Genomic DNA, 18,739 nt, shown 5'->3' with positions numbered 1-18,739 from the left:
GGTCTTGCTCGGCGCGGGCGCAGCCGTCGTTGCCGTTGCCGTTGCCGTTGCCGTGGCCGACTTGGACGGGCTGGCGGTTTGGGTCGTGGCCCCACCGCAGGCGCTCATGAGCAGTGCCGCGACGCCGGTGACGGCCGCTGCACCCATCGCACGCTTGTGCATGTAGTTCTCCTAGCGATTGCTTCGGGCAGCCCTACAGCGAACCCATGAAAGTGAAGGCAACGTAGCAAGTTCTTGCACGACTTCGCCAGGTTTCTGCAAAAACTTGCAGAACACGTTTTCATAACGGCCGCGAACCTTCAGTCCCTGACCGCCAAACTCACAGTGCCGAACCCTAGCCGTGGGCAGTGAACATGGGGCATGATGCCCACTACCGTCGGGCACAACTGCGCAACGGTGCAACATCTCACCCTTTACAACGGATCGTCCGGCACGTTCCTGCCGGTGAAGGAAGGCTGACTCACCATGGCAACAGTCAAGTTCGACAACGCAAGCCGGATCTATCCCGGCAACGACACGCCCTCGGTCGACAAGCTCAACATCGACATCGCAGACGGCGAGTTCCTCGTTCTGGTCGGTCCCTCCGGCTGTGGCAAGTCCACCAGCCTGCGGATGCTCGCCGGGCTCGAAGAGGTCAACGGCGGTGACATCTGGATCGGCGACCGCAATGTGACGGACCTGTCCCCCAAGGACCGCGACGTCGCCATGGTCTTCCAGAACTATGCGCTCTACCCCCACATGTCCGTCGCCGACAACATGGGCTTCGCCCTGAAGATCGCCGGCGTCTCCAAAGACGAGATCGCCAAGCGGGTCAAGGAAGCGGCGAAGATCCTCGACCTCGAGCCCTACCTCGAGCGCAAGCCCAAGGCGCTGTCCGGTGGCCAGCGCCAGCGCGTCGCGATGGGCCGTGCCATCGTCCGCAGCCCCCAGGTCTTCCTCATGGACGAGCCGCTGTCGAACCTCGACGCCAAGCTGCGCGTCCAGACCCGCACGCAGATCGCCTCGCTCCAGCGGCGGCTCGGCGTCACCACGGTCTACGTCACGCACGACCAGGTCGAGGCCATGACGATGGGTGACCGCGTCGCCGTCCTCAAGGACGGCCTGCTCCAGCAGTGCGACACGCCGCGACGGATGTACGACCACCCGAGGAACGTCTTCGTGGCCGGGTTCATCGGCTCCCCCGCGATGAACCTCCTCGAGCTCGAGGTCACCGACGGCGGCGTCAAGTTCGGCAACGCGGTCCTGCCGATCTCGCGCACGGACCTCGCCAAGGCGGGCAGGACGGTCACCGTCGGCGTCCGTCCCGAGGACCTCGTCCTGGCCGACTCCGGCAGCGGCCTGCCCATCACCGTCGACGTCGTCGAGGAGCTGGGCGCGGACGCCTACATCTATGGCTCGACCAAGGAGCACCAGGTCGCCACGGAGGGTGACAACGAGCTCGCCAAGCCGTTCATCGCCCGCGTCGACGGCCGCCAGCCCCCGGAGAAGGGGTCGGTCATCAACCTCGCCCCCAAGGAGGGCCACCTCCACGTCTTCAACACGGAGAACGGCGAGCGCATCAGCACCTGACGCCGCTCCCAAAACGAGAAGGCGGCACCCCGGTGGGGTGTCGCCTTCTCGTTGTCCTGCACGGCGATCGGGGTATGCCGGGTGCGCGCCGTCCGCTTCCGGCATGCCTCCCTGGTGGTCCGGGGACGTCGAGCGCCGGTTTCCGTGGAACGATGACCGCGTGGCACTCCAGCTCACGACCGCGCGACCCGACCCCGCGCTGCTCGATCTGACGTGGTCGGTGCCACTCGAGCAGTGGCCGGCCGAGAGCCTCGCCGCGCTGCCCCGCGGCATCTCGCGCCACGTCGTCCGCTTCGTGCGCGTCTCGGGTCGGGTGCTGGCCGTCAAGGAGATCAAGGCCGACCTCGCAAGACGTGAGTACGACATGCTCCGGATGTTGAGCCGGCTCGACCTGCCCTGCGTCGAGGCGTTCGGGATCGTCAGCGGGCGGGTCGACGCGGACGGCACGCCCCTCGACGCCTGCCTGCTCACCCGGCACCTGCAGTTCTCGCTGCCCTACCGCGCGCTCTACAGCCAGAACCTGCGACCCGACACGGCGCGGCGGCTCATCGACGCCCTCGCCGTCCTCCTCGTGCGCCTGCACCTCGCCGGGTTCTGGTGGGGCGACGTCTCGTTGTCCAACACGCTCTTCCGCCGCGACGCGGGCGCGTTCGCGGCATACCTCGTCGACGCGGAGACGGGTGAGCTGCACCCGAGCCTCTCCGACGGGCAGCGCGCGCACGACCTCGACATCGCCCGGGTCAACATCGCCGGCGAGCTGATGGACCTCGAGGCCGGTGGCTTCCTCGAGGAGTCGTCCGAACCGATCGAGGTGTCCAACCTCATCCTCGAGCGCTACCACTCCCTTTGGTCGCAGCTGACCGAGGAGGAGCGGTTCGAGACCGGCGACCGCTGGCGGGTGGATGAGCGCATCCGCAAGCTCAACGACCTCGGCTTCGACATCGACGAGCTGTCCATGTCGACCGACATCGGCGGCACGACGATCCAGATCCAGCCCAAGGTCGTCGACGCCGGGCACCACTCCCGGAGGCTGTTGCGGCTGACCGGCCTCGACGTCGAGGAGAACCAGGCGAGGCGCCTGCTCAATGACCTCGACTCCTTCCGCGCCGCGACCGACCGCCAGAACGAGGACGAGGAGCTCATCGCGCACGACTGGCTCGTCAGCATCTACGAGCCCACCGTCCGGGCGGTCCCCCGCAGCCTGACCGGCAAGCTCGAGCCCGCTGAGATCTTCCACGAGGTCCTCGAGCACCGGTGGTACATGTCCGAGCGGGCCGGCACGGACATGTCGGTCCAGCAGGCCGTCACCGACTACGTGGACAACGTCCTGCCCGCCAAACCGGACGAGCAGGCAGTCCTCGGCGTCGACACGGTCGAGATGCCCGTCGTCGCGATGTTCCCCCCCAGCGACCGCTGACCGGATCAGCGCTGGATGGCGCGCTGGCGGGCGACCTCGTAGAGCGTGACGCCCGCGGCGATCCCGGCGTTGAGCGACTCGACGGTCGACGCCATGGGGATGGAGACGATCTGGTCGCAGGTCTCGCTGACCAGGCGCGACAGGCCCTTGCCCTCGGAGCCCACAACGATGACGATCGGCTCGGTCGCGAGCTCGAGACCGGGCAGCTGGACGTCACCGTCCATGTCGAGGCCGAGGATGAAGAAGCCGGCCTTCTTGAACTCCTCGAGGGCGCGGGTGAGGTTGGAGACCTTCGCGACCGGCACCCGTGCGGCGGCGCCGGCCGAGGACTTCCACGCGCTGGCCGTCATCCCGGCCGAACGGCGCTCGGGCACAACGATTCCGTGCCCGCCGAACGCGGCCACCGACCGGACGATCGCACCGAGGTTGCGCGGGTCGGTGATCCCGTCGAGGGCGACGACGAGCGGGATGCCGGGCGCCTGCGGGTTGAACAGGTCGCCGTGGTGGATGTATTCGTAGGCCGGAACCTGCAGGGCCAGTCCCTGGTGGACGGCCCCGTCGGTGAGTCGGTCGAGCTCCCCGCGGGGCGTCTCGAGGATCGGGATGCCCCGCTCGGTGGCGGTCTTGAGCGCCTCGCGCACGCGGTCGTCGGAGTCGATCCGCCCGGCGACGTACATCGTTGTCACCGGCACGTCCGCGCGCAGTGCCTCGACCACCGAGTTGCGGCCGGCCACCACCTCGGACGACGCCTTGGCCTTGCGGGGACCGCCACCACTGCGCGCGGGGGCACTGCGCGCGGGGCCACCGCGGCCGGCCGGGGCGCTGGCTCGTTTGCCCGACCCGGCGGCCCGCTTGGCCGCGGGGTGGTAGTCGCGCTCGCTCGCCTTGGGGGTCGGACCCTTGCCCTCGAGGCCGCGTCGGCGCTGGCCGCCGGAGCCGACGGAGGCCGCCTTTCCGCTCTTGCGGATGGCGCCTCGGCGCTGGGAGTTGCCTGCCATGGAAGTGCCTCTCAGGCGTCGGTGCGTCGAGCCAGCGACCAACGGGCGCCGGACGGGGTGTCCTCGACGGCGATGCCGGCCGAGGTGAGCTGGTCGCGGATCGCGTCCGCAGCCGCGAAGTCGCGGGCCGCGCGCGCTGCCTGCCGGGCCCCGAGCTGGGCGGCGATCAGCACGTCCAGCGCCTCGTGGGCCTCGCTCGCCGCGCCCGAGCTCTCGCGCTGCCACGTCGGCGAGAGGGGGTTGATGCCGAGCACCTCGGTCATCGCGACGACCGATGAAGCCGCAGTCACGGCCGCCTCGTCGTCCCCGTCGTCGAGGGCGATGTTGCCCGCGCGCACCGTGTCGTGCACGACGGCCAATGCCCCGGAGACGTTGACGTCGTCGTCCATCGCCTCGCGGAAGTCCGCAAGCAGCTCACCCTCGATGCCGTCCAGCGGACGCAGCCGGTCAACGCGCTCGAGGAACCCCGTGATCCGGTCGACCGTCGACGCCGCCTCGAGCAGGGATCCCTCGTGGTATTCGATCATCGAGCGGTAGTGGGCCGAGGTGAGGTAGTAGCGGACCGCCAGCGGGCTGGCGACCTGGGTGACCCGCTGCACCTCGAGGGCGTTGCCCAGGGACTTGCCCATCTTCTGGCCCTTGACGGTGACCCACGCGTTGTGGAGCCAGTACCGCGCGAACCCGAGCCCGGCAGCGCGCGACTGGGCCTGCTCGTTCTCGTGGTGCGGAAAGCGCAGGTCGATGCCGCCGCCGTGGATGTCGAAGGTGTCACCGAGATACTTGCGAGCCATCGCGGAGCACTCGAGGTGCCACCCCGGCCGACCCGGTCCGTAGGAGGTCTGCCAGGAGGCGCTCGCGGGCTCGTCCGCCTTCTGGCCCTTCCACAGCGCGAAGTCGCGTGCGTCCTTCTTGCCCCGCGGGTCGGCGTCCTCGGCCGCGGTCATGTCGTCGGGCGACTGGTGGCTCAGCGAGCCGTAGTCCTTCCAGGACAGGACATCGAAGTAGACGTCGCCGCTGGCGTCGGGCGCGGCATACGCATGGCCCCGCTCGATGAGGGTGTCCATCAGCTCGACCATCTCGGGGATGTGGCCGGTGGCCCGCGGCTCGTAGGTCGCCGGCTTGACCCCGAGCAGGTCGAGGGCCTGCGCTGTCTGGCGCTCGTTGCGGTAGGACAGCGCGAACCACTCGATGCCCTGCTCGGCCGACTTGCGCAGGATCTTGTCGTCGATGTCGGTGACGTTGCGCACCAGCGTCACGTCGTAGCCGTGCCCGACCTCGAGCCAGCGCCGCAGCACGTCGAACGCCACAGCGAAACGGACGTGCCCGATGTGCGGGGCACCCTGCGTCGTGAGCCCACAGATGTACATGCCCGCCCTGCCCTCGCGGAGGGGGACGAAGTCGCGCAGCTCGCGCGCGGCGGTGTCGTAGAGGCGCAGGGTCACGGGCCGAGTTTAACGGCGCGGGCGTGGCGCCCGTGCCACCTGCAGCGGACATCCAGCGAACGCCCAGCCGTCTCGGACAGACTTTGCCGGTGGACACCCTCGTCGTTGCCGTTGCCAACTATGCCCTGTATGCCGTGGCGCTGGGCGCCGTCGTCGCCTGGCTCCTCACCCCACGCGAGGGCAAGCTGCAGCTCGCGGTCGCCGCGGTCATCGCCGCCGTTGCCGTCCTCGTTGCGGTCAAGGTCGCCGGTGCGGTCTGGGCCGACCCGCGACCCTTCGTCGTCGACGGCCGCCCGCCCCTGATCCCCCATGCTGCGGAAAACGGGTTCCCGTCCGACCACACGACGACGGCCACCGCGATCGCCGTCGTGGTCCTGTCGGCCCGACGGATGTGGGGCGCTGCCCTGCTGGCTCTCGCGCTGGCGCTGGGGTTGGCCCGGGTGGCCGCGCACGTCCACCACGTCCCGGACATCGTTGGCGGGATCGTGATCGGCGCCCTCTGCGGCGCGCTGGGGGTCCTCCTGGCGCGGCGGATCGTCGCTTCCGTCGGCGCCCATGGCGCGCTCCGCCGACCGCGGACGCGACCAGCTCGACCCGATGGACGTCCGGCAGACGATGGCCTGCCTGCACGACCCGATCAGTGAAAGCCGCCCCTGCCATTGCTCGCCGATCTCGCCCTCGCGACCATCGTCGACAGGATCGAGTGACCGTCCTCAGGCATGCTGCTCACCTCCGCCTTGCACGGTGGTTTCCGGCTCGTCATTTCCGGAAGGTCTGGTAACAGCCAGCTTGACGCGGCGGGTCCGTCAGTCGGTGCTGTGGTTTGGGGCGCCGAGCCGGAGGTGCTCGGCATGGTAGACGGCTTGGTCGAGCAGCTCGGCGACGTGGTCGTCGTAGAGGGCGTAGGTGACGCTGCGGCCGTGACGTTGTCCGTCGACGAGGCCGAGGTGGCGCAGCATCCGCAGCTGGTGAGAGACCGCTGACTGTTCCATGTCCACGGCGGCGGCGAGCTCGTTGACCGTGGCCGGGCCCTCCCGCAGCCGGCCGAGGATGAGCAGCCGGCTGGGCGTGGCCAAGGCCTGCATCGTCTCGGCCACCGACTTGGCCGCGGCCAAGTCCAGGCGCGCCGCGCGCGTGCGTGCCGCCACCCCATGAGCCATAGCCGCAGCATACCGCGGATTGGGTGAACATCTCTTCATGTGAGTATGGTGTCCGGATGCTGATCTCGTCGGTGACCTGGAGCGACTCGTGAGCTCCACCCTGTCCACGCGCCCGCGCGACGCCGTCCGGACCGCCGCTGCCGGGCGCGGCGCGCGGTCGCGCTGGTGGGGCGTGCTGTCGATGGCGGAAGTGGCCTGGGCGGGCGCCGCCGCTGTGCTGTTCGCGGTGGGCGGGGCGGTCCAGCTCGCCGGCGCCCCGCCGCCGGTGTGGTGGGGCCTGTACCTGGCGTGCTACATCACCGGTGGGTGGGAGCCAGCCCTGGCCGGGCTGGAGGCACTACGGGAGAAGACCCTGGACGTCGACCTGCTGATGATCGTCGCGGCCCTGGTCGCCGCGTCGATCGGGCAGGTCTTCGACGGGGCCTTGCTGATCGTCATCTTCGCCACCTCCGGCGCGCTGGAGGCATTCGTCACCCGCCGCACCGCCGACTCGGTGCGGGCCCTGCTGGACCTGGCGCCCGAGCAGGCCAGCCGCCTGCTCGACGACGACACCGAGGACGTAGTGGCCACCGCCGATCTGGTGGTCGGGGACGTGGTCCTGGTCCGGCCCGGGGAGCGGGTCGGCGCCGACGGGCAGGTCCTGGAGGGGGCCAGCGAGGTCGACCAGGCCTCCATCACCGGTGAGCCGCTCCCGGTGCTCAAGGAGGCCGGGGACGAGGTGTTCGCCGGCACCCTGAACGGCACCGGGGCGCTGCGGGTCCGCGTCGAGCGGGCCGCGGCCGACTCCGTGGTGGCGCGGATCGTTGCCATGGTCGAGGACGCCTCGGCCACCAAGGCCCGGGCGCAGCTGTTCATCGAGAAGGTCGAGCAGCGCTACTCCGTCGGTGTCGTCGCCGCGACGCTGGCGCTGTTCTTCATCCCCCTCGGCCTCGGTCAGGAGCTGCGGCCGACGCTGCTTCGGGCGATGACCTTCATGATCGTCGCGTCGCCGTGCGCGGTGGTCCTGGCCACCATGCCGCCGCTGCTGTCCGCGATCGCCAACGCCGGCCGGCACGGCCTGCTGGTCAAATCCGCAGTGGTCATGGAGAAGTTCCGCGACGTCAGCATCGTCGCGTTCGACAAGACCGGCACCCTGACCGAGGGCACCCCTCGGGTCAGCGAGGTGAGCCCGCTGCCCGCAGCCCAGCTCGACGCGGACACGCTGCTGCGCCTCGCGGGCGCCGCCGAACGACCCAGTGAGCACCCGCTGGCCCGCGCGGTCGTGGCCGCCGCCCACGACCGCGGCCTGGACCTGCCCCAGGCCGAGGACTTCTCCTCGACACCTGGTCGAGGGGTCACCGCCATCGTCGACGGCCGCGTCGTGCGGGTCGGCTCACCCGCCCTGCTCACCGACCCCGCCGTCCCCGCCACAGGCCCGGGCCACCACCTCCTCGGCCAGGCACGGGCGGCGGTCGCGCAGCTCGAAGCCGCCGGACGCACCGCTGCCGTCGTGCTCCTCGACGAGGCCCCCGTCGGGGTCCTCGGCCTGGCCGACCGTCGCCGGCCTGACGCGCGCGCCACCGTTGCTGCGCTGAGCGCGCTGACCGGAGCCAGGCCGGTGCTGCTCACCGGCGACAACCCGGGCGCCGCCGCCCGCCTCGCGCAGGAGGTCGGAATCACCGACGTCCGCGCCGGCTTGCTGCCCGCCGACAAGGTCGCCCAGGTCAAGACGCTTCAGGCGGCCGGACACCAGATCCTCCTGGTCGGTGACGGCGTCAACGACGCCCCCGCTATGGCCGCCGCCGACCTCGGCGTCGCCATGGGCCGGCACGGGTCAGACCTCGCGCTGGAGACCTCCGACGCCGTCATCGTCCGCGACGAGCTGGCGATCCTGCCCAAGATCATCGACCTGTCCGGGCGCGCCCACCGGGTCGTGAAGGCCAACCTCGCGATCGCCGCAACGGTCATCACCCTGCTCGTCATCTGGGACCTCATCGCGATCCTGCCCCTCCCCCTCGGCGTCGCCGGCCACGAAGGCTCCACCATCATCGTTGGCCTGAACGGCCTGCGCCTCCTGCGCGCCGGAGCCTGGCACCAGGCCGGCGCTGGGCAGCTCGGGCGTGGCGATGCGGGGCCGAGAACCAACCGACAGGACGCACCGGCCACGAGGATCTGATGGCCCACCGCAACCGCACCACGTGCTGCCACTCCACCCCCCGCTGCCAGAACTGCCCCCTCCTGCCACCTCATCAAGACCGGCAACGCCGCGCCAAGAAACGCGACAAAGGAAGCGGAACGGCGCGTCCCGGCTGACGTCCGAGAGCGGCCGGCAGACGTGGCCGGACAGCCTTCTGCAAGGGGAAACCTGCTGCGGGTGTCGCCAGCTGGTGTCGGACCCGAGCTGCGAAGGTCCGTCCCAGCGTCCCCAGCGGATCCCCTTGCGGCGATGAAAAACGCCAGAACCAAGGACCCTCCGCGCGGGAAGAAGCCCGCCCCGTGCCCGCCTGACGTGCTTCGTCGCGGCTACCCCGCCATGTGCTGCGCCTGGCCGCCTGACTCGGCCAGACCGACGTCGGCAGGCGGGACCCCGAACATGTCACAGAGCTGCCTCAGCCCGTCGACATCGCCTGCTGACGCGGCCTGACGAGCAGCGATTGTCGGGCGGTGCAGCAACTTGCCGGCGATGGCGTGCGCCGAACGCGTGAGAGCCTCGGGGTCGACAGCACCCCAGCCGACCGACTTCACCAGCTCGGCGAGGCAGACGTGTTCGACCCGGAGACGCAGCGCGGCGATCACCGGTCCTGCGTCACGTGCAGCCACTCCCTCGCCGAACGCCTCGGCCGCGGCGCTGGCCATCGCCGCTGCGGTCGACAGCGCCGCCGCCATGGCCGGGGCGGCGGTTCCGTCGTCAGCCAGGCCCTCGACGTCGATCAGCGTCACCCCCGGGACGGCCGCCACCGCCGCGTCGACGTTGCGCGGCACGGACAGGTCCACGACGGTCAGGGGGTTTGTCCGGCCGGCCATGGCGCGGCTCACGTGGGCCACGGTCACGACGTGTTGTGAAGCCGAAGTGGCGCAGATCAACAGGTCCGCCTCAGCGATCCCCCGAGCGAGCGCTGGCAACGGGCATACGGCTCCTGGGCCGGCCAGCCGAGCAGCATACACCTCGTCCCGCGCCGCGACCGTCGGCCGCACTCCGAGTCCGGCAAGGTGGTCGACCGCCGCGCGGGCCATCTGCCCCGACCCGACGACAAGAACAACCGGGTCGGGCCGTCCACCCAGGGAGGCCAGGCCGACGTCTACGGCCTGGTGCCCAAGCGAGCGCGCGTACCCGCCCAACGATGTCGCGGCATGCACCCGCCGACCGGAACGCAACGCCGCGGGGAACAGACGACCCAGCACCGGACCGGTCATCCCTGACGCTTGAGACTCGCGAAAGGCCGATCGGGTTTGCGCGAGAATCTCAACCTCGCCGAGCAACCGGGACTGCAACCCCGCCGTGACATCGAAGAGGTGCCCGACCGCGGCCTGACCGGTGCGGACCTCGACCACGGCCCCGAGCTCGTGGTGGGTCGCCCCGGAGTGCTCTGCGAGCACCTCGAGGAGCATCGTTACCAGCTCGCTCTCGCCGGGAGACGCGTGGCCGAGATAGATCTCGACCCGGCTGCACGTGGACAACAGCACTGCCTCACCACAGCCGATGGTTCGCAGCGCCGCCCGCAGGTCAGGGCGGTCCTCCCGTCGAACCGCTACCCGTTCGAGGAGGCTCAATGACGCGCCGCGATGGGAGATGCCCACCATGGTCAACCCACTCACAACAACCTCCACTCGCTTCCTGATGCGTCCTCGACCACAGTGCGCCCGACAACTTGAGAAAAGGTTGGGACGCTCAGCACCTCTTCGTGGCACAAGGACCGGTCGGTCGAGCTGCGGGTTCGGGTCGCTCGTGCGGGACGTGCTCGATGGGCCCGGCCGTGAGCAAGATCAGCGCGAGCGCGGCACTGGCGAAGTGGAGTCCCTGGGGCGCGGTCGCTGCCGATGCCCCGGCGCTGTTCACCCGCGCGGGACAAACGACGGGATGCTGGCGGTTCGGCCCGCTCACGACGTCGCCGATCCAAGTCTGGGTCACGTCGTCCCTGTAGATCACCACGATTCGCGGTCGTCGGGTGGCAGGGTCCTCGGAGACGGTGACCCTCACGGTTGCCCTCGTTGAGGACACCGGTCCTTGGTTCCCTCGCTGGCTCCCCCTCAACCTCGGCGTCGGGGCCGCTAGGGGCGACGGTGCCCGACCAGCCGATTGCCACCCTTGAGCGCCTCGCCGCGTTGGACAGGTCCGGGCCAGGGGTTGGGTTGGGTCGACGGCGGACCACAAACACGGCGAACGGTGCATCGTCCTGCCAGGGGCGCAGGTCCCAGGTGGCATAGCGATGCTGCAGCTCCAGACCTGCGGCCACGGTCTGGGCGTCGAAGTCAGCGATGGAGTATCCGCGATGCAGGCCGAACCCCACACGACAAGCAGACCATCGTCGCGCAGGTGCGCCGCGATCCGGAACAGCACCTGGCCTTCCGTGCCTGGGGCGAGGAAGGGCATCACGTTGCCTGTGCACACTTCGGCGTCGAACGGTTCCGGCTCCCCCTGCGCGGCCAGATCAAGCGTGGCCGGTCGGCAACGCGCCAGGTCGGGCCGGGATGATCGGCGTGGGCTGCCTCGATCAAGGCCGGATCGGCGTCGACACCGACCACCACATGCCCACGGGCGGCAGGTCCGGCGCCAACTCGTCCCGGCCCGCAGCCGGCATCCAACACCGGCGACCGGCGCGCGAGCATCACATCGAGCAACCAGGCCTCCCCGTCGAGGTCGACGCCCTGGGCGGCCATCCGGCGGCACCGGTCGATGTACCACTGGGCGTGACCGGCGCCGTGCGCCGTCACCCAACGCGTCAAGTCACTCACCCAGGCCACGGTTGCCGGTCATGGCGCCGCTGCACGGCCCGACTCCCTCACAGGCCGAGGAGGACGACCAGCGCCACCGGCACCCCAGCCCTGGAGCCGAACACGACGGGCGTCCGCGCGCTGACTCGGGTGGACGCGGCGCTCCATCGACGCTGGCGACAGAACCGTCCGCGGCGAGGCATGAACCTGTGACGTAGCGGACGCGTAGCCTTGGCTGGTGTCGACGACGTTCCTCCTCGGCCTGCTGGCGATACCTGCTGTCGCCCTCGCCCTGAGACTGACCACCGAACTGCCGAGTCGGCGCGCCCACACGATGCCCGGCCTCGACTTGGCACTGCTCGTCCTCGGCGCTGTCGGTCTCGTCTTCCACTGCACCGCGATGTTCTTTCCGGCTCAGACCGCCCTGGTCCCCGGCACGGGTCCGGCCGCGGCCGCGGTGAACGACTTCGGGACAGCGAGCATGCTGCTCTTCGTGGCGCCGAGCGTCCTCGTGCTGGTTGCCCTGAGACGAGTCTGGCTGCCGGCCCTCGTCGTCCTTGCGGGGACGCTTGCGGCAGTGGGGATCACGATGTATGTCGGGTCGCCCCTCGACCTGCACCTGTCGACGATCGCCGCCGCAGTCCTGGTCCTGTCGTCCGTCGCTGCTGGTCTGCTGCGCCTGCGGCCACGGGCCGTGCCATCGCCGGCGGGCTAGCCGATCACCAGCTCAGGACGAGACCGGGACCAACCCGGTGCGTGCCTCCACCTGCATCGTCAGTGTCCGCGGTCGACCCACTCCTGCAGGTGTGGCTTCTCGGCGCCGATGGTCGTCGAGTCGCCATGCCCGGTGTGCACGAGGGTCTCCTCGGGCAACGTCAGCAGGCGCTCGCGGATCGAGTCGACGATGAGCCCGAAGTCGCTGAACGAGCGGCCCGTCGCGCCCGGCCCGCCCTGGAAGAGGGTGTCGCCGGTGAAGACCACACCCAGCGATGGGGCGTGGAAGGAGCAGCCGCCCGGCGCGTGGCCGGGGGTGTGGAGCACGTGCAGCTCGACGTCGCCCACGCTGATCACGTCACCGTCGGCCAGCTCGGCGCCGGGGGCGAAGGAGTGCACCCGGTCCCACAGCATCCGGTCCGCCGGGTGCAGGTATGCCGTGGCACCTGTCGCCTCGACCACGTCACCCACCGCGGTGACGTGGTCGTCGTGCGCGTGGGTGCACAGGATCGCAGTGAGGCGCCGGTCACCGACGGCCTCGAGGATCGGAGCGGCGTCGTGCGGGGCGTCGATGACGACGCACTCGCGGTCGTCGCCGACGACCCAGACGTTGTTGTCGACGTCCCACGTGCCGCCGTCGAGGCTGAACGTCCCTGACGTCACGACGTGCTCGACCCGGACCCCTCCCGGCGACACGGTCCCCACCTGCGCTGCGCCGCTCACAGCTGCACGACCGAGCGCAGCACGTCGCCCGCGTGCATCTTGTCGAAGGCCCGCTCGATGTCACCGAGGCCGATCGTCTCGGTGACAAACCCGCCGAGGTCGAAGCGGCCCTGGCGGTAGAGGTCGACGAGCATCGGGAAGTCGCGCGACGGAAGGCAGTCGCCGTACCAGCTCGCCTTGAGTGCACCACCGCGACCGAAGATCTCGATCATCGGTAGGGTGACCTTCTGCTCCGGCGTCGGCACACCGACGAGGACGACGGTGCCCGCGAGGTCCCTGGCGTAGAAGGCCTGCTCGTAGGTCTCGGGGCGGCCGACCGCCTCGATGACGACGTCGGCACCGAAGCCGCCGGTCAGCTCGCGGATCTTCTCCACCGCGTCGACGTTCCTGGAGTTCACGGTGTGGGTGGCGCCGAACTTGGTGGCCCACTCCAGCTTGCGGTCGTCCACGTCCACGCCGATGATCGTCGTCGCTCCGGCGACCAGCGCCCCGGCGATCGCGGCCGATCCGACGCCGCCACAGCCGATGACGGCGACGCTGTCACCGCGACCGACGTTGCCGGTGTTGACGGCCGCCCCGAAGCCGGCCATGACGCCACAGCCGAGCAGTCCGACGGCGGCCGCGTCGGCGTCCTTGTCGACCTTGGTGCACTGACCGGACGCGACGAGGGTCTTCTCGATGAAGGCGCCGATGCCCAGGGCCGCGCTGAGCTCCGTCCCGTCGGTGAGCGTCATCTTCTGTGTCGCGTTGGCGGTGTTGAAGCAGTACCACGGCTTGCCCTTGGCGCAGGCGCGGCATTGCCCGCAGACGGCACGCCAGTTGAGGATGACGAAGTCACCGGGCGCGACGTCGGTGACGCCCTCACCGACGGCCTCGACGACGCCGGCGGCCTCGTGTCCGAGCAGGAACGGGAACTCGTCGTTGATCCCGCCCTCGCGGTAGTGCAGGTCGGTGTGGCACACCCCACACGCCTGGATCTTCACGACGGCCTCCCCCGGCCCGGGGTCCGGGACGACGACGTCGACGAGCTCGACCTCGGCCCCCTTGGTCCGTGCGATGACGCCCTTGACGGTCTGGGACATGACGACTCCTCGTGCGTTGATGGGTCCGGGGAGAAGCAGACCACATCCCCGCCCCGCGCCGTCGCGCGGTCTCGGTGGATAACATCCCCGCATGGTCACCGCGCCGATCCTCGTCGTCCAGCACGCGAGCGACTGCCCGCCCGCGTGGTTCGGCACGTGGCTCACCGACGCCGGCTCAAGGCTGGACGTGCGTCACCCGTATGCCGGGCAGCCGCTCCCGCTCGACCTCACCGCCCACGGTGGTCTCCTCGTCCTCGGCGGGCCGATGGGCGCGAACGACGACGACGTGGTCCCGTGGCTCGCACCGACCAAGGCGCTCGTGCGCGCGGGGGCCTCACACGGCATACCGGTGCTGGGGATCTGCCTCGGCCACCAGCTCGCGGCCGTCGCGCTGGGGGGTGTGGTCGCCGTCAACCCGGGCGGGCAGCAGGCCGGCCTGCTCGACGTCGGCTGGGAGCGAGGCGCGGCTGCGGATCCGCTGATGGCCGGCTGCGGGTCGCATGCGGTGCAGTGGAACAACGACGTGGTCACCGGGTTGCCGCCGGGGTCGACGGTGCTCGCGCGGGCCGGGAGCGGAGAGCTCCAGGCCGCCCGCCTCGCGCCGTCAGTGTGGGGCGTGCAGTGGCACCCTGAGGCGGGCGTGGACGTCATCGCGCCCTGGGCCGAGGAGGACCGCCCCGCGATGCAGGCCCGGGGTCTCGACGTCGACCGACGGCTGCGCGAGGTCGGGGACGCCACCGACCGCCTCCGCGAGGACTGGCGGCCACTGGCGACGAACTTCGCCGCGATGACCCGCCACCCCACCTGACGAACTCTGGGCAATCGGGCCGCTCGGGGACGCGGCCGGAGTCCTCTGACACCGTCGTCCGAGCATGTATGGACATCGTTGCGTGCCATTCGCCGTGGTTGGTCTGGTACATCGAGGGCAGCGACCTGATGATCCAGCAGCCTGCTGCGACCCAGAAGCGAACCGCGACGTCGTCTCTTCGCGAGGCCTCAGGTGGCGGAGTGCACCAGGGCGGTGGCGATCGCTGCCACGCCCTCGCCGCGACCGGTGAGGCCCAGCCCGTCGGTCGTCGTGCCGCTCACCGACACGGGGGCGCCCGCCGCGGTCGACAGGACCTGCTGGGCCTCGACCCGGCGGCTGCCGATCTTGGGGCCGTTGCCCACGACCTGCACCGAGATGTTGCCGACCTCGAAGCCCGCCTCGCGGACCAGCCTGGCAGCCTCTGCCAGCAGTGTCGCCCCCGACGCACCAGCCAGCTCGGGCCGGTCGGTGCCGAAGTGGGCTCCGAGGTCGCCGATGCCAGCCGCCGAGAAGAGGGCGTCGCACGCGGCGTGGGCCGCGACGTCGGCGTCCGAGTGTCCCTCGAGACCCCGCTGGTCGGGCCAGTGCAGACCGGCGACCCAGAGGGCGCGGTCCGTCCCGTCGCCGGCGAAGGAGTGCACGTCGACGCCGATGCCGACGCGCGGCATCAGGGACGGGTGCTCACTCATGTCGGGCTCCTTCGGTCAGCCAGTGCGCTGCGTCGATGATGGCAGCCACGGCCTCATCGGGAGCGAGGCGGGCGGTGTCGAGGCGGAGCCCGGGGGACCACCCGGCATACGCTCTGGCGGTGATGTCCTGCCACGTGAGGTGGACGACGCCGTCGATGTCGCCGGACCTGGTCGCCGCGCGTTGCGGTGAATCACCGTGTCGGCGACGACGCAGAGTCCGAGGCAGAGCTGGTCGGACGCAACGGTGTAGTCGACCGCATATCCGGCAACACCGACCGGGTGACCGGTGGCGACGATCGCCTGCTCGATGATGTCGACGCGGAGGTGCGCTGCGCCGACCCGATGCGCCAGGGCCGGCGCGATCGTCGTCCTGCCGGTGGCGGGAAGCCCACCGAGGACGACCAGGCCCGCAGCCACGTCAGTCGGCCTGACCGGCCCAGGCGATCGGGCCGCGGTGCACCTTGTGCGGCGTCGCCTGGGCGACCGGCTTGACGACGAGCCGGTCGATGTTGACGTGCTGGGGCAGTCGGACGCAGAAGGCGATGCACTCGGCGACGTCCTCGGCCACCAGGGGCCGGTCGACACCCTCGTAGACCGCATCGGCTTTGGACTGGTCGCCGTGGAAGCGGGTCAACGAGAAGCCCTCGGTGCGGACCATGCCCGGGGCGACCTCGATGACCCGGACCTGCTCGCCGTTGAGCTCGAGACGCAGCGTCTCCGTGAGCGCGCGCTCGGCGTGCTTGGCGGCGGTGTAGCCGGCGCCACCCTCGTAGGTGACCATCCCCGCGATCGACGTGAGGTTGACGATGGTTGCCCCCGGCGAGCGTCGCAGCGCGGGCAACAGGGCCTGCGTGACCTGCAGGGTGCCGAGGACGTTGGACTCATACATCGAGCGCCAGTCCTCCACGTGGCCGGCCTCGACGCGCTCGGTGCCGACGGCCCCGCCGGCGTTGTTGACGAGGACGTCACAGTCGCCGATCTGCGCGGCGGCCGCGGCAACGCTGGCAGGGTCGGTGACGTCCATGACGACGGTCCGACACCGCTCGCCGAGCGCCGCAGCGACAGCCTCGAGGCGCTCGGGGCGACGGCCCGTGACGACGACGTCGAAGCCGTCCTCCACGAGTCGGGCCGCGGTGGCGGCGCCGATCCCGGAGCCTCCTCCGGTGACGACGGCGACAGGGCTCATGCCGGGTTCCTCTCCAACTGTGTCTCGGCGTGGAGGAGGTCCTCGCCGGTGGTGATCTTGCGGGCGAGCTGGTCGCCGTCGATGACGTGCACCGGCAGGCCCAGACGCTCGACGAGCGCGGCGTCATCGGTGATCGGTTCCCCTGCGGGCAGGTCGTGCGCTCGGGTCAGCGTCTCACGGGTGAAGCCCTGGGGGGTCTGGATGGCCCGCAGGCAGGCCCGGTCGGGGGTCGAGACGACGAGACCGTCGGCGCTCACCTGCTTGATCGTGTCGACGACCGGCAGTCCGGGGACGACCGCAGGGTGACCGGCCCGGACGGCGTCGATCACGGCGGCGAAGAGGGACGCGGGAGCCAGCGCCCGGGCGGCGTCATGCACGAGCACCACGTCGACCTCGTCCGGCAGCGCCGCCAGCCCGGCGGCGACCGAGTCACTGCGCTCTGAACCGCCGGGGACCACGCGCACGACCACCCCGTCGCGCGCCGACGCCGACGCGACCGTTGCCTCGTTGAGATGGGACGACGGCGCGACGACCACGACCATGACGACCTGTGGGGAGGCCGTCGCAGCCGAGACCGCTCTGCTGAGCAGGGACCGACCCGAGAGAGGGACGAACGCCTTCGGGGTTGCCGCCCCGAGGCGGGTCCCCGACCCGGCCGCAACGATCACGACCGCGACGGCACCCACCGGGCTCAGGAGGCGAGGACCTCGTCGAGGATGGCCTCAGCCTTGTCCTCGTTGGTCTTCTCCGCGAGCGCGAGCTCCGAGACGAGGATCTGGCGCGCCTTGGCGAGCATCCGCTTCTCACCCGCGGACAGTCCACGGTCCTTGTCACGCCGCCAGAGGTCGCGCACGACCTCGGCCACCTTGATGACGTCGCCGGAGGCGAGCTTCTCCAGGTTGGCCTTGTAACGACGAGACCAGTTCGTGGGCTCCTCCGTGTGCGGTGCCCGCAGCACCTCGAAGACCTTCTCGAGCCCTTCCTGACCCACGACGTCGCGGACACCCACGAGGTCGCAGTTCTCGGCTGGGACCTCGATGGTCAGGTCGCCCTGGGCCACCTTGAGCTTGAGGTAGAGCTTGTCCTCGCCCTTGACCGTGCGGGTGTTGATTTCTTCGATGAGTGCCGCCCCGTGGTGGGGGTACACGACCGTTTCGCCGACCTTGAAAACCATGTGCTGTCTTCCCCTTTCGCGACCTCCAGAATACCACGGAGCGGACAGTGCCGCGTCTCACCCACACCCTGTTTTCGCAGGTCAGAGCCTCACCAGATGGATCCGGCCGGTCGACAGGCCCCTTGACAGGTCGCCCGTCGGCATGCAACGCGCGCAGACTTCAGTGCCACCCGGCACGCGCCGGCGCCCACCGCCGCGGAGCCGGGCACGTCGCCCCGGACGCGACAGGTAGGCTGCCCGTCGTGAACCGGCCCGTGATCCCCACCCTGCGCACCCGCCCGCTGCTGGCTGCCGCCGGCGTCCTGGCCCTCGTGGCCCTCGGTGCCTGCTCGACCCAGTCCCCGTTGCAGACGACGGTGCCCTACCAGCCCGCCGACGGTGTGGCCGCGTCCAACGGCGCCGTCCAGGCCAGGGACCTCCTCGTGGTCTCGTCCCGGAAGGACGGCCCCGGGCTGCTCTCCGGCTCCGTGATCAACACCGGGAGCGAGCCGGTGACCGTCTCCTTCCTGACCCGCGCCGACTCGGAAGCGGGCACCGGCAAGGGCACGAGCGTGCAGCTCAAGGGCCGGGAGCAGAAGCGCCTCGAAGCGGTCCAGCTCGACAAGGTGCCTGACGCCCCCGGCGCCCTGACCGCGATCATCATCTCGACCGGCGCGGGCCAGTCGCTCGTCAGTGTGCCGGTCCTGCTGCCGCAGGGTCCCTACGCCAGCCTCACGCCGACCACCGTCGCCACGGCCACGACGGCCCCCGCCACCGTCGCCACGGCCACGACGGCCCCCGCCACGAGCGCCCCCGCCACGACGACGGCCACGACGACCACGACGACGGCCACGACCGCGGCCACTGGCTGACGGCGTCAGGCGGCC

19 protein-coding genes are annotated in these 18,739 nt (G+C 70.7%); 7 read left to right on the top strand and 12 right to left on the bottom strand.

The window, feature by feature from the left end; translation table 11 throughout:
• Nucleotides 1-465: 465 nt before the first annotated feature.
• Together ACLL9L_RS10170 and ACLL9L_RS10165 are read left to right on the top strand one after the other, a co-directional pair.
• Nucleotides 466-1,569, top strand: a complete 1,104-nt coding sequence (locus tag ACLL9L_RS10170) for an ABC transporter ATP-binding protein (protein ID WP_411284529.1) — start codon at nucleotides 466-468, stop codon at nucleotides 1,567-1,569.
• Nucleotides 1,570-1,729: 160 nt separating this feature from the next.
• Nucleotides 1,730-2,986, top strand: a complete 1,257-nt coding sequence (locus tag ACLL9L_RS10165; protein WP_411284528.1) for a DUF4032 domain-containing protein — start codon at nucleotides 1,730-1,732, stop codon at nucleotides 2,984-2,986.
• Nucleotides 2,987-2,991: 5 nt separating this feature from the next.
• Here the strand turns inward: ACLL9L_RS10165 and rlmB are convergent, their stop codons facing one another.
• A complete protein-coding gene (gene rlmB / locus ACLL9L_RS10160; RefSeq protein WP_411284527.1) occupies nucleotides 2,992-3,984 on the bottom strand; it encodes a 23S rRNA (guanosine(2251)-2'-O)-methyltransferase RlmB in 993 nt (330 codons plus the stop codon).
• Nucleotides 3,985-3,995: 11 nt separating this feature from the next.
• On the bottom strand, nucleotides 3,996-5,426 hold the full coding sequence (gene cysS / locus ACLL9L_RS10155; protein ID WP_411284526.1) for a cysteine--tRNA ligase: 1,431 nt from the start codon (nucleotides 5,424-5,426) through the stop codon (nucleotides 3,996-3,998).
• 89 nt (nucleotides 5,427-5,515) lie between these two features.
• On the opposite strand from cysS, the gene ACLL9L_RS10150 reads away from it, so the two are divergent.
• Entirely contained in the window at nucleotides 5,516-6,070 is a 555-nt protein-coding gene (locus ACLL9L_RS10150; RefSeq protein ID WP_411284525.1) for a phosphatase PAP2 family protein, read from the top strand.
• A 162-nt stretch (nucleotides 6,071-6,232) separates the two neighbouring features.
• Here the strand turns inward: ACLL9L_RS10150 and ACLL9L_RS10145 are convergent, their stop codons facing one another.
• Nucleotides 6,233-6,586, bottom strand: a complete 354-nt coding sequence (locus ACLL9L_RS10145; protein ID WP_411284524.1) for an ArsR/SmtB family transcription factor — start codon at nucleotides 6,584-6,586, stop codon at nucleotides 6,233-6,235.
• A gap of 88 nt (nucleotides 6,587-6,674) precedes the next feature.
• Between ACLL9L_RS10145 and ACLL9L_RS10140 the strand changes: the two genes are divergently transcribed.
• Nucleotides 6,675-8,741: a heavy metal translocating P-type ATPase gene (locus ACLL9L_RS10140; protein ID WP_411284523.1), complete on the top strand. Its 2,067-nt coding sequence runs from the start codon at nucleotides 6,675-6,677 to the stop codon at nucleotides 8,739-8,741.
• A 347-nt stretch (nucleotides 8,742-9,088) separates the two neighbouring features.
• Here ACLL9L_RS10140 and hemA read toward each other — a convergent pair whose 3' ends face one another.
• Entirely contained in the window at nucleotides 9,089-10,366 is a 1,278-nt protein-coding gene (hemA, locus tag ACLL9L_RS10135; protein ID WP_411284534.1) for a glutamyl-tRNA reductase, read from the bottom strand.
• Between the two features lie 789 nt (nucleotides 10,367-11,155).
• Entirely contained in the window at nucleotides 11,156-11,509 is a 354-nt protein-coding gene (locus ACLL9L_RS10130) for a class I SAM-dependent methyltransferase (protein WP_411284522.1), read from the bottom strand.
• A 226-nt stretch (nucleotides 11,510-11,735) separates the two neighbouring features.
• Here ACLL9L_RS10130 and ACLL9L_RS10125 point away from each other — a divergent pair, with 226 nt between their 5' ends.
• A complete protein-coding gene (locus ACLL9L_RS10125) occupies nucleotides 11,736-12,212 on the top strand; it encodes a hypothetical protein (RefSeq protein ID WP_411284521.1) in 477 nt (158 codons plus the stop codon).
• 59 nt (nucleotides 12,213-12,271) lie between these two features.
• Here ACLL9L_RS10125 and ACLL9L_RS10120 read toward each other — a convergent pair whose 3' ends face one another.
• Nucleotides 12,272-12,907 (bottom strand): MBL fold metallo-hydrolase, encoded by a 636-nt coding sequence (locus ACLL9L_RS10120; protein WP_411284520.1) that lies wholly within the window; start codon nucleotides 12,905-12,907, stop codon nucleotides 12,272-12,274.
• A gap of 23 nt (nucleotides 12,908-12,930) precedes the next feature.
• Nucleotides 12,931-14,016 (bottom strand): S-(hydroxymethyl)mycothiol dehydrogenase, encoded by a 1,086-nt coding sequence (locus ACLL9L_RS10115; RefSeq protein ID WP_411284519.1) that lies wholly within the window; start codon nucleotides 14,014-14,016, stop codon nucleotides 12,931-12,933.
• Nucleotides 14,017-14,107: 91 nt separating this feature from the next.
• Here ACLL9L_RS10115 and ACLL9L_RS10110 point away from each other — a divergent pair, with 91 nt between their 5' ends.
• Entirely contained in the window at nucleotides 14,108-14,824 is a 717-nt protein-coding gene (locus tag ACLL9L_RS10110; RefSeq protein WP_411284518.1) for a type 1 glutamine amidotransferase, read from the top strand.
• Between the two features lie 188 nt (nucleotides 14,825-15,012).
• On the opposite strand, the gene ispF is transcribed toward ACLL9L_RS10110, so the two are convergent.
• Genes ispF through ACLL9L_RS10085 form a run of 5 tightly spaced genes read right to left on the bottom strand, consistent with a single transcriptional unit; the run spans nucleotide 15,013 to nucleotide 17,873 of the window.
• A complete protein-coding gene (ispF, locus tag ACLL9L_RS10105) occupies nucleotides 15,013-15,513 on the bottom strand; it encodes a 2-C-methyl-D-erythritol 2,4-cyclodiphosphate synthase (RefSeq protein ID WP_411284517.1) in 501 nt (166 codons plus the stop codon).
• 15 nt (nucleotides 15,514-15,528) lie between these two features.
• On the bottom strand, nucleotides 15,529-15,930 hold the full coding sequence (locus ACLL9L_RS10100) for an AAA family ATPase (protein WP_411284516.1): 402 nt from the start codon (nucleotides 15,928-15,930) through the stop codon (nucleotides 15,529-15,531).
• Nucleotide 15,931: 1 nt separating this feature from the next.
• Complete coding sequence (locus ACLL9L_RS10095) at nucleotides 15,932-16,699, bottom strand: SDR family oxidoreductase (protein WP_411284515.1); 768 nt, start codon at nucleotides 16,697-16,699, stop codon at nucleotides 15,932-15,934.
• Nucleotides 16,696-17,385 (bottom strand): 2-C-methyl-D-erythritol 4-phosphate cytidylyltransferase, encoded by a 690-nt coding sequence (gene ispD / locus ACLL9L_RS10090; RefSeq protein ID WP_411284514.1) that lies wholly within the window; start codon nucleotides 17,383-17,385, stop codon nucleotides 16,696-16,698. The genes ACLL9L_RS10095 and ispD overlap by 4 nt, the downstream gene beginning before the upstream one ends.
• Nucleotides 17,386-17,390: 5 nt before the next feature.
• A complete protein-coding gene (locus ACLL9L_RS10085) occupies nucleotides 17,391-17,873 on the bottom strand; it encodes a CarD family transcriptional regulator (protein WP_411284513.1) in 483 nt (160 codons plus the stop codon).
• Between the two features lie 242 nt (nucleotides 17,874-18,115).
• On the opposite strand from ACLL9L_RS10085, the gene ACLL9L_RS10080 reads away from it, so the two are divergent.
• Nucleotides 18,116-18,724 (top strand): hypothetical protein, encoded by a 609-nt coding sequence (locus ACLL9L_RS10080; RefSeq protein WP_411284512.1) that lies wholly within the window; start codon nucleotides 18,116-18,118, stop codon nucleotides 18,722-18,724.
• Nucleotides 18,725-18,739 lie beyond the last annotated feature (15 nt).

Origin of the sequence: Lapillicoccus sp. (genome assembly GCF_046595215.1) — a bacterium.
Lineage (GTDB): Bacteria > Actinomycetota > Actinomycetes > Actinomycetales > Dermatophilaceae > Lapillicoccus.
Note: the sequence above shows the minus strand (reverse complement) of the source record. Positions and strands in the feature narration are given on the sequence as shown.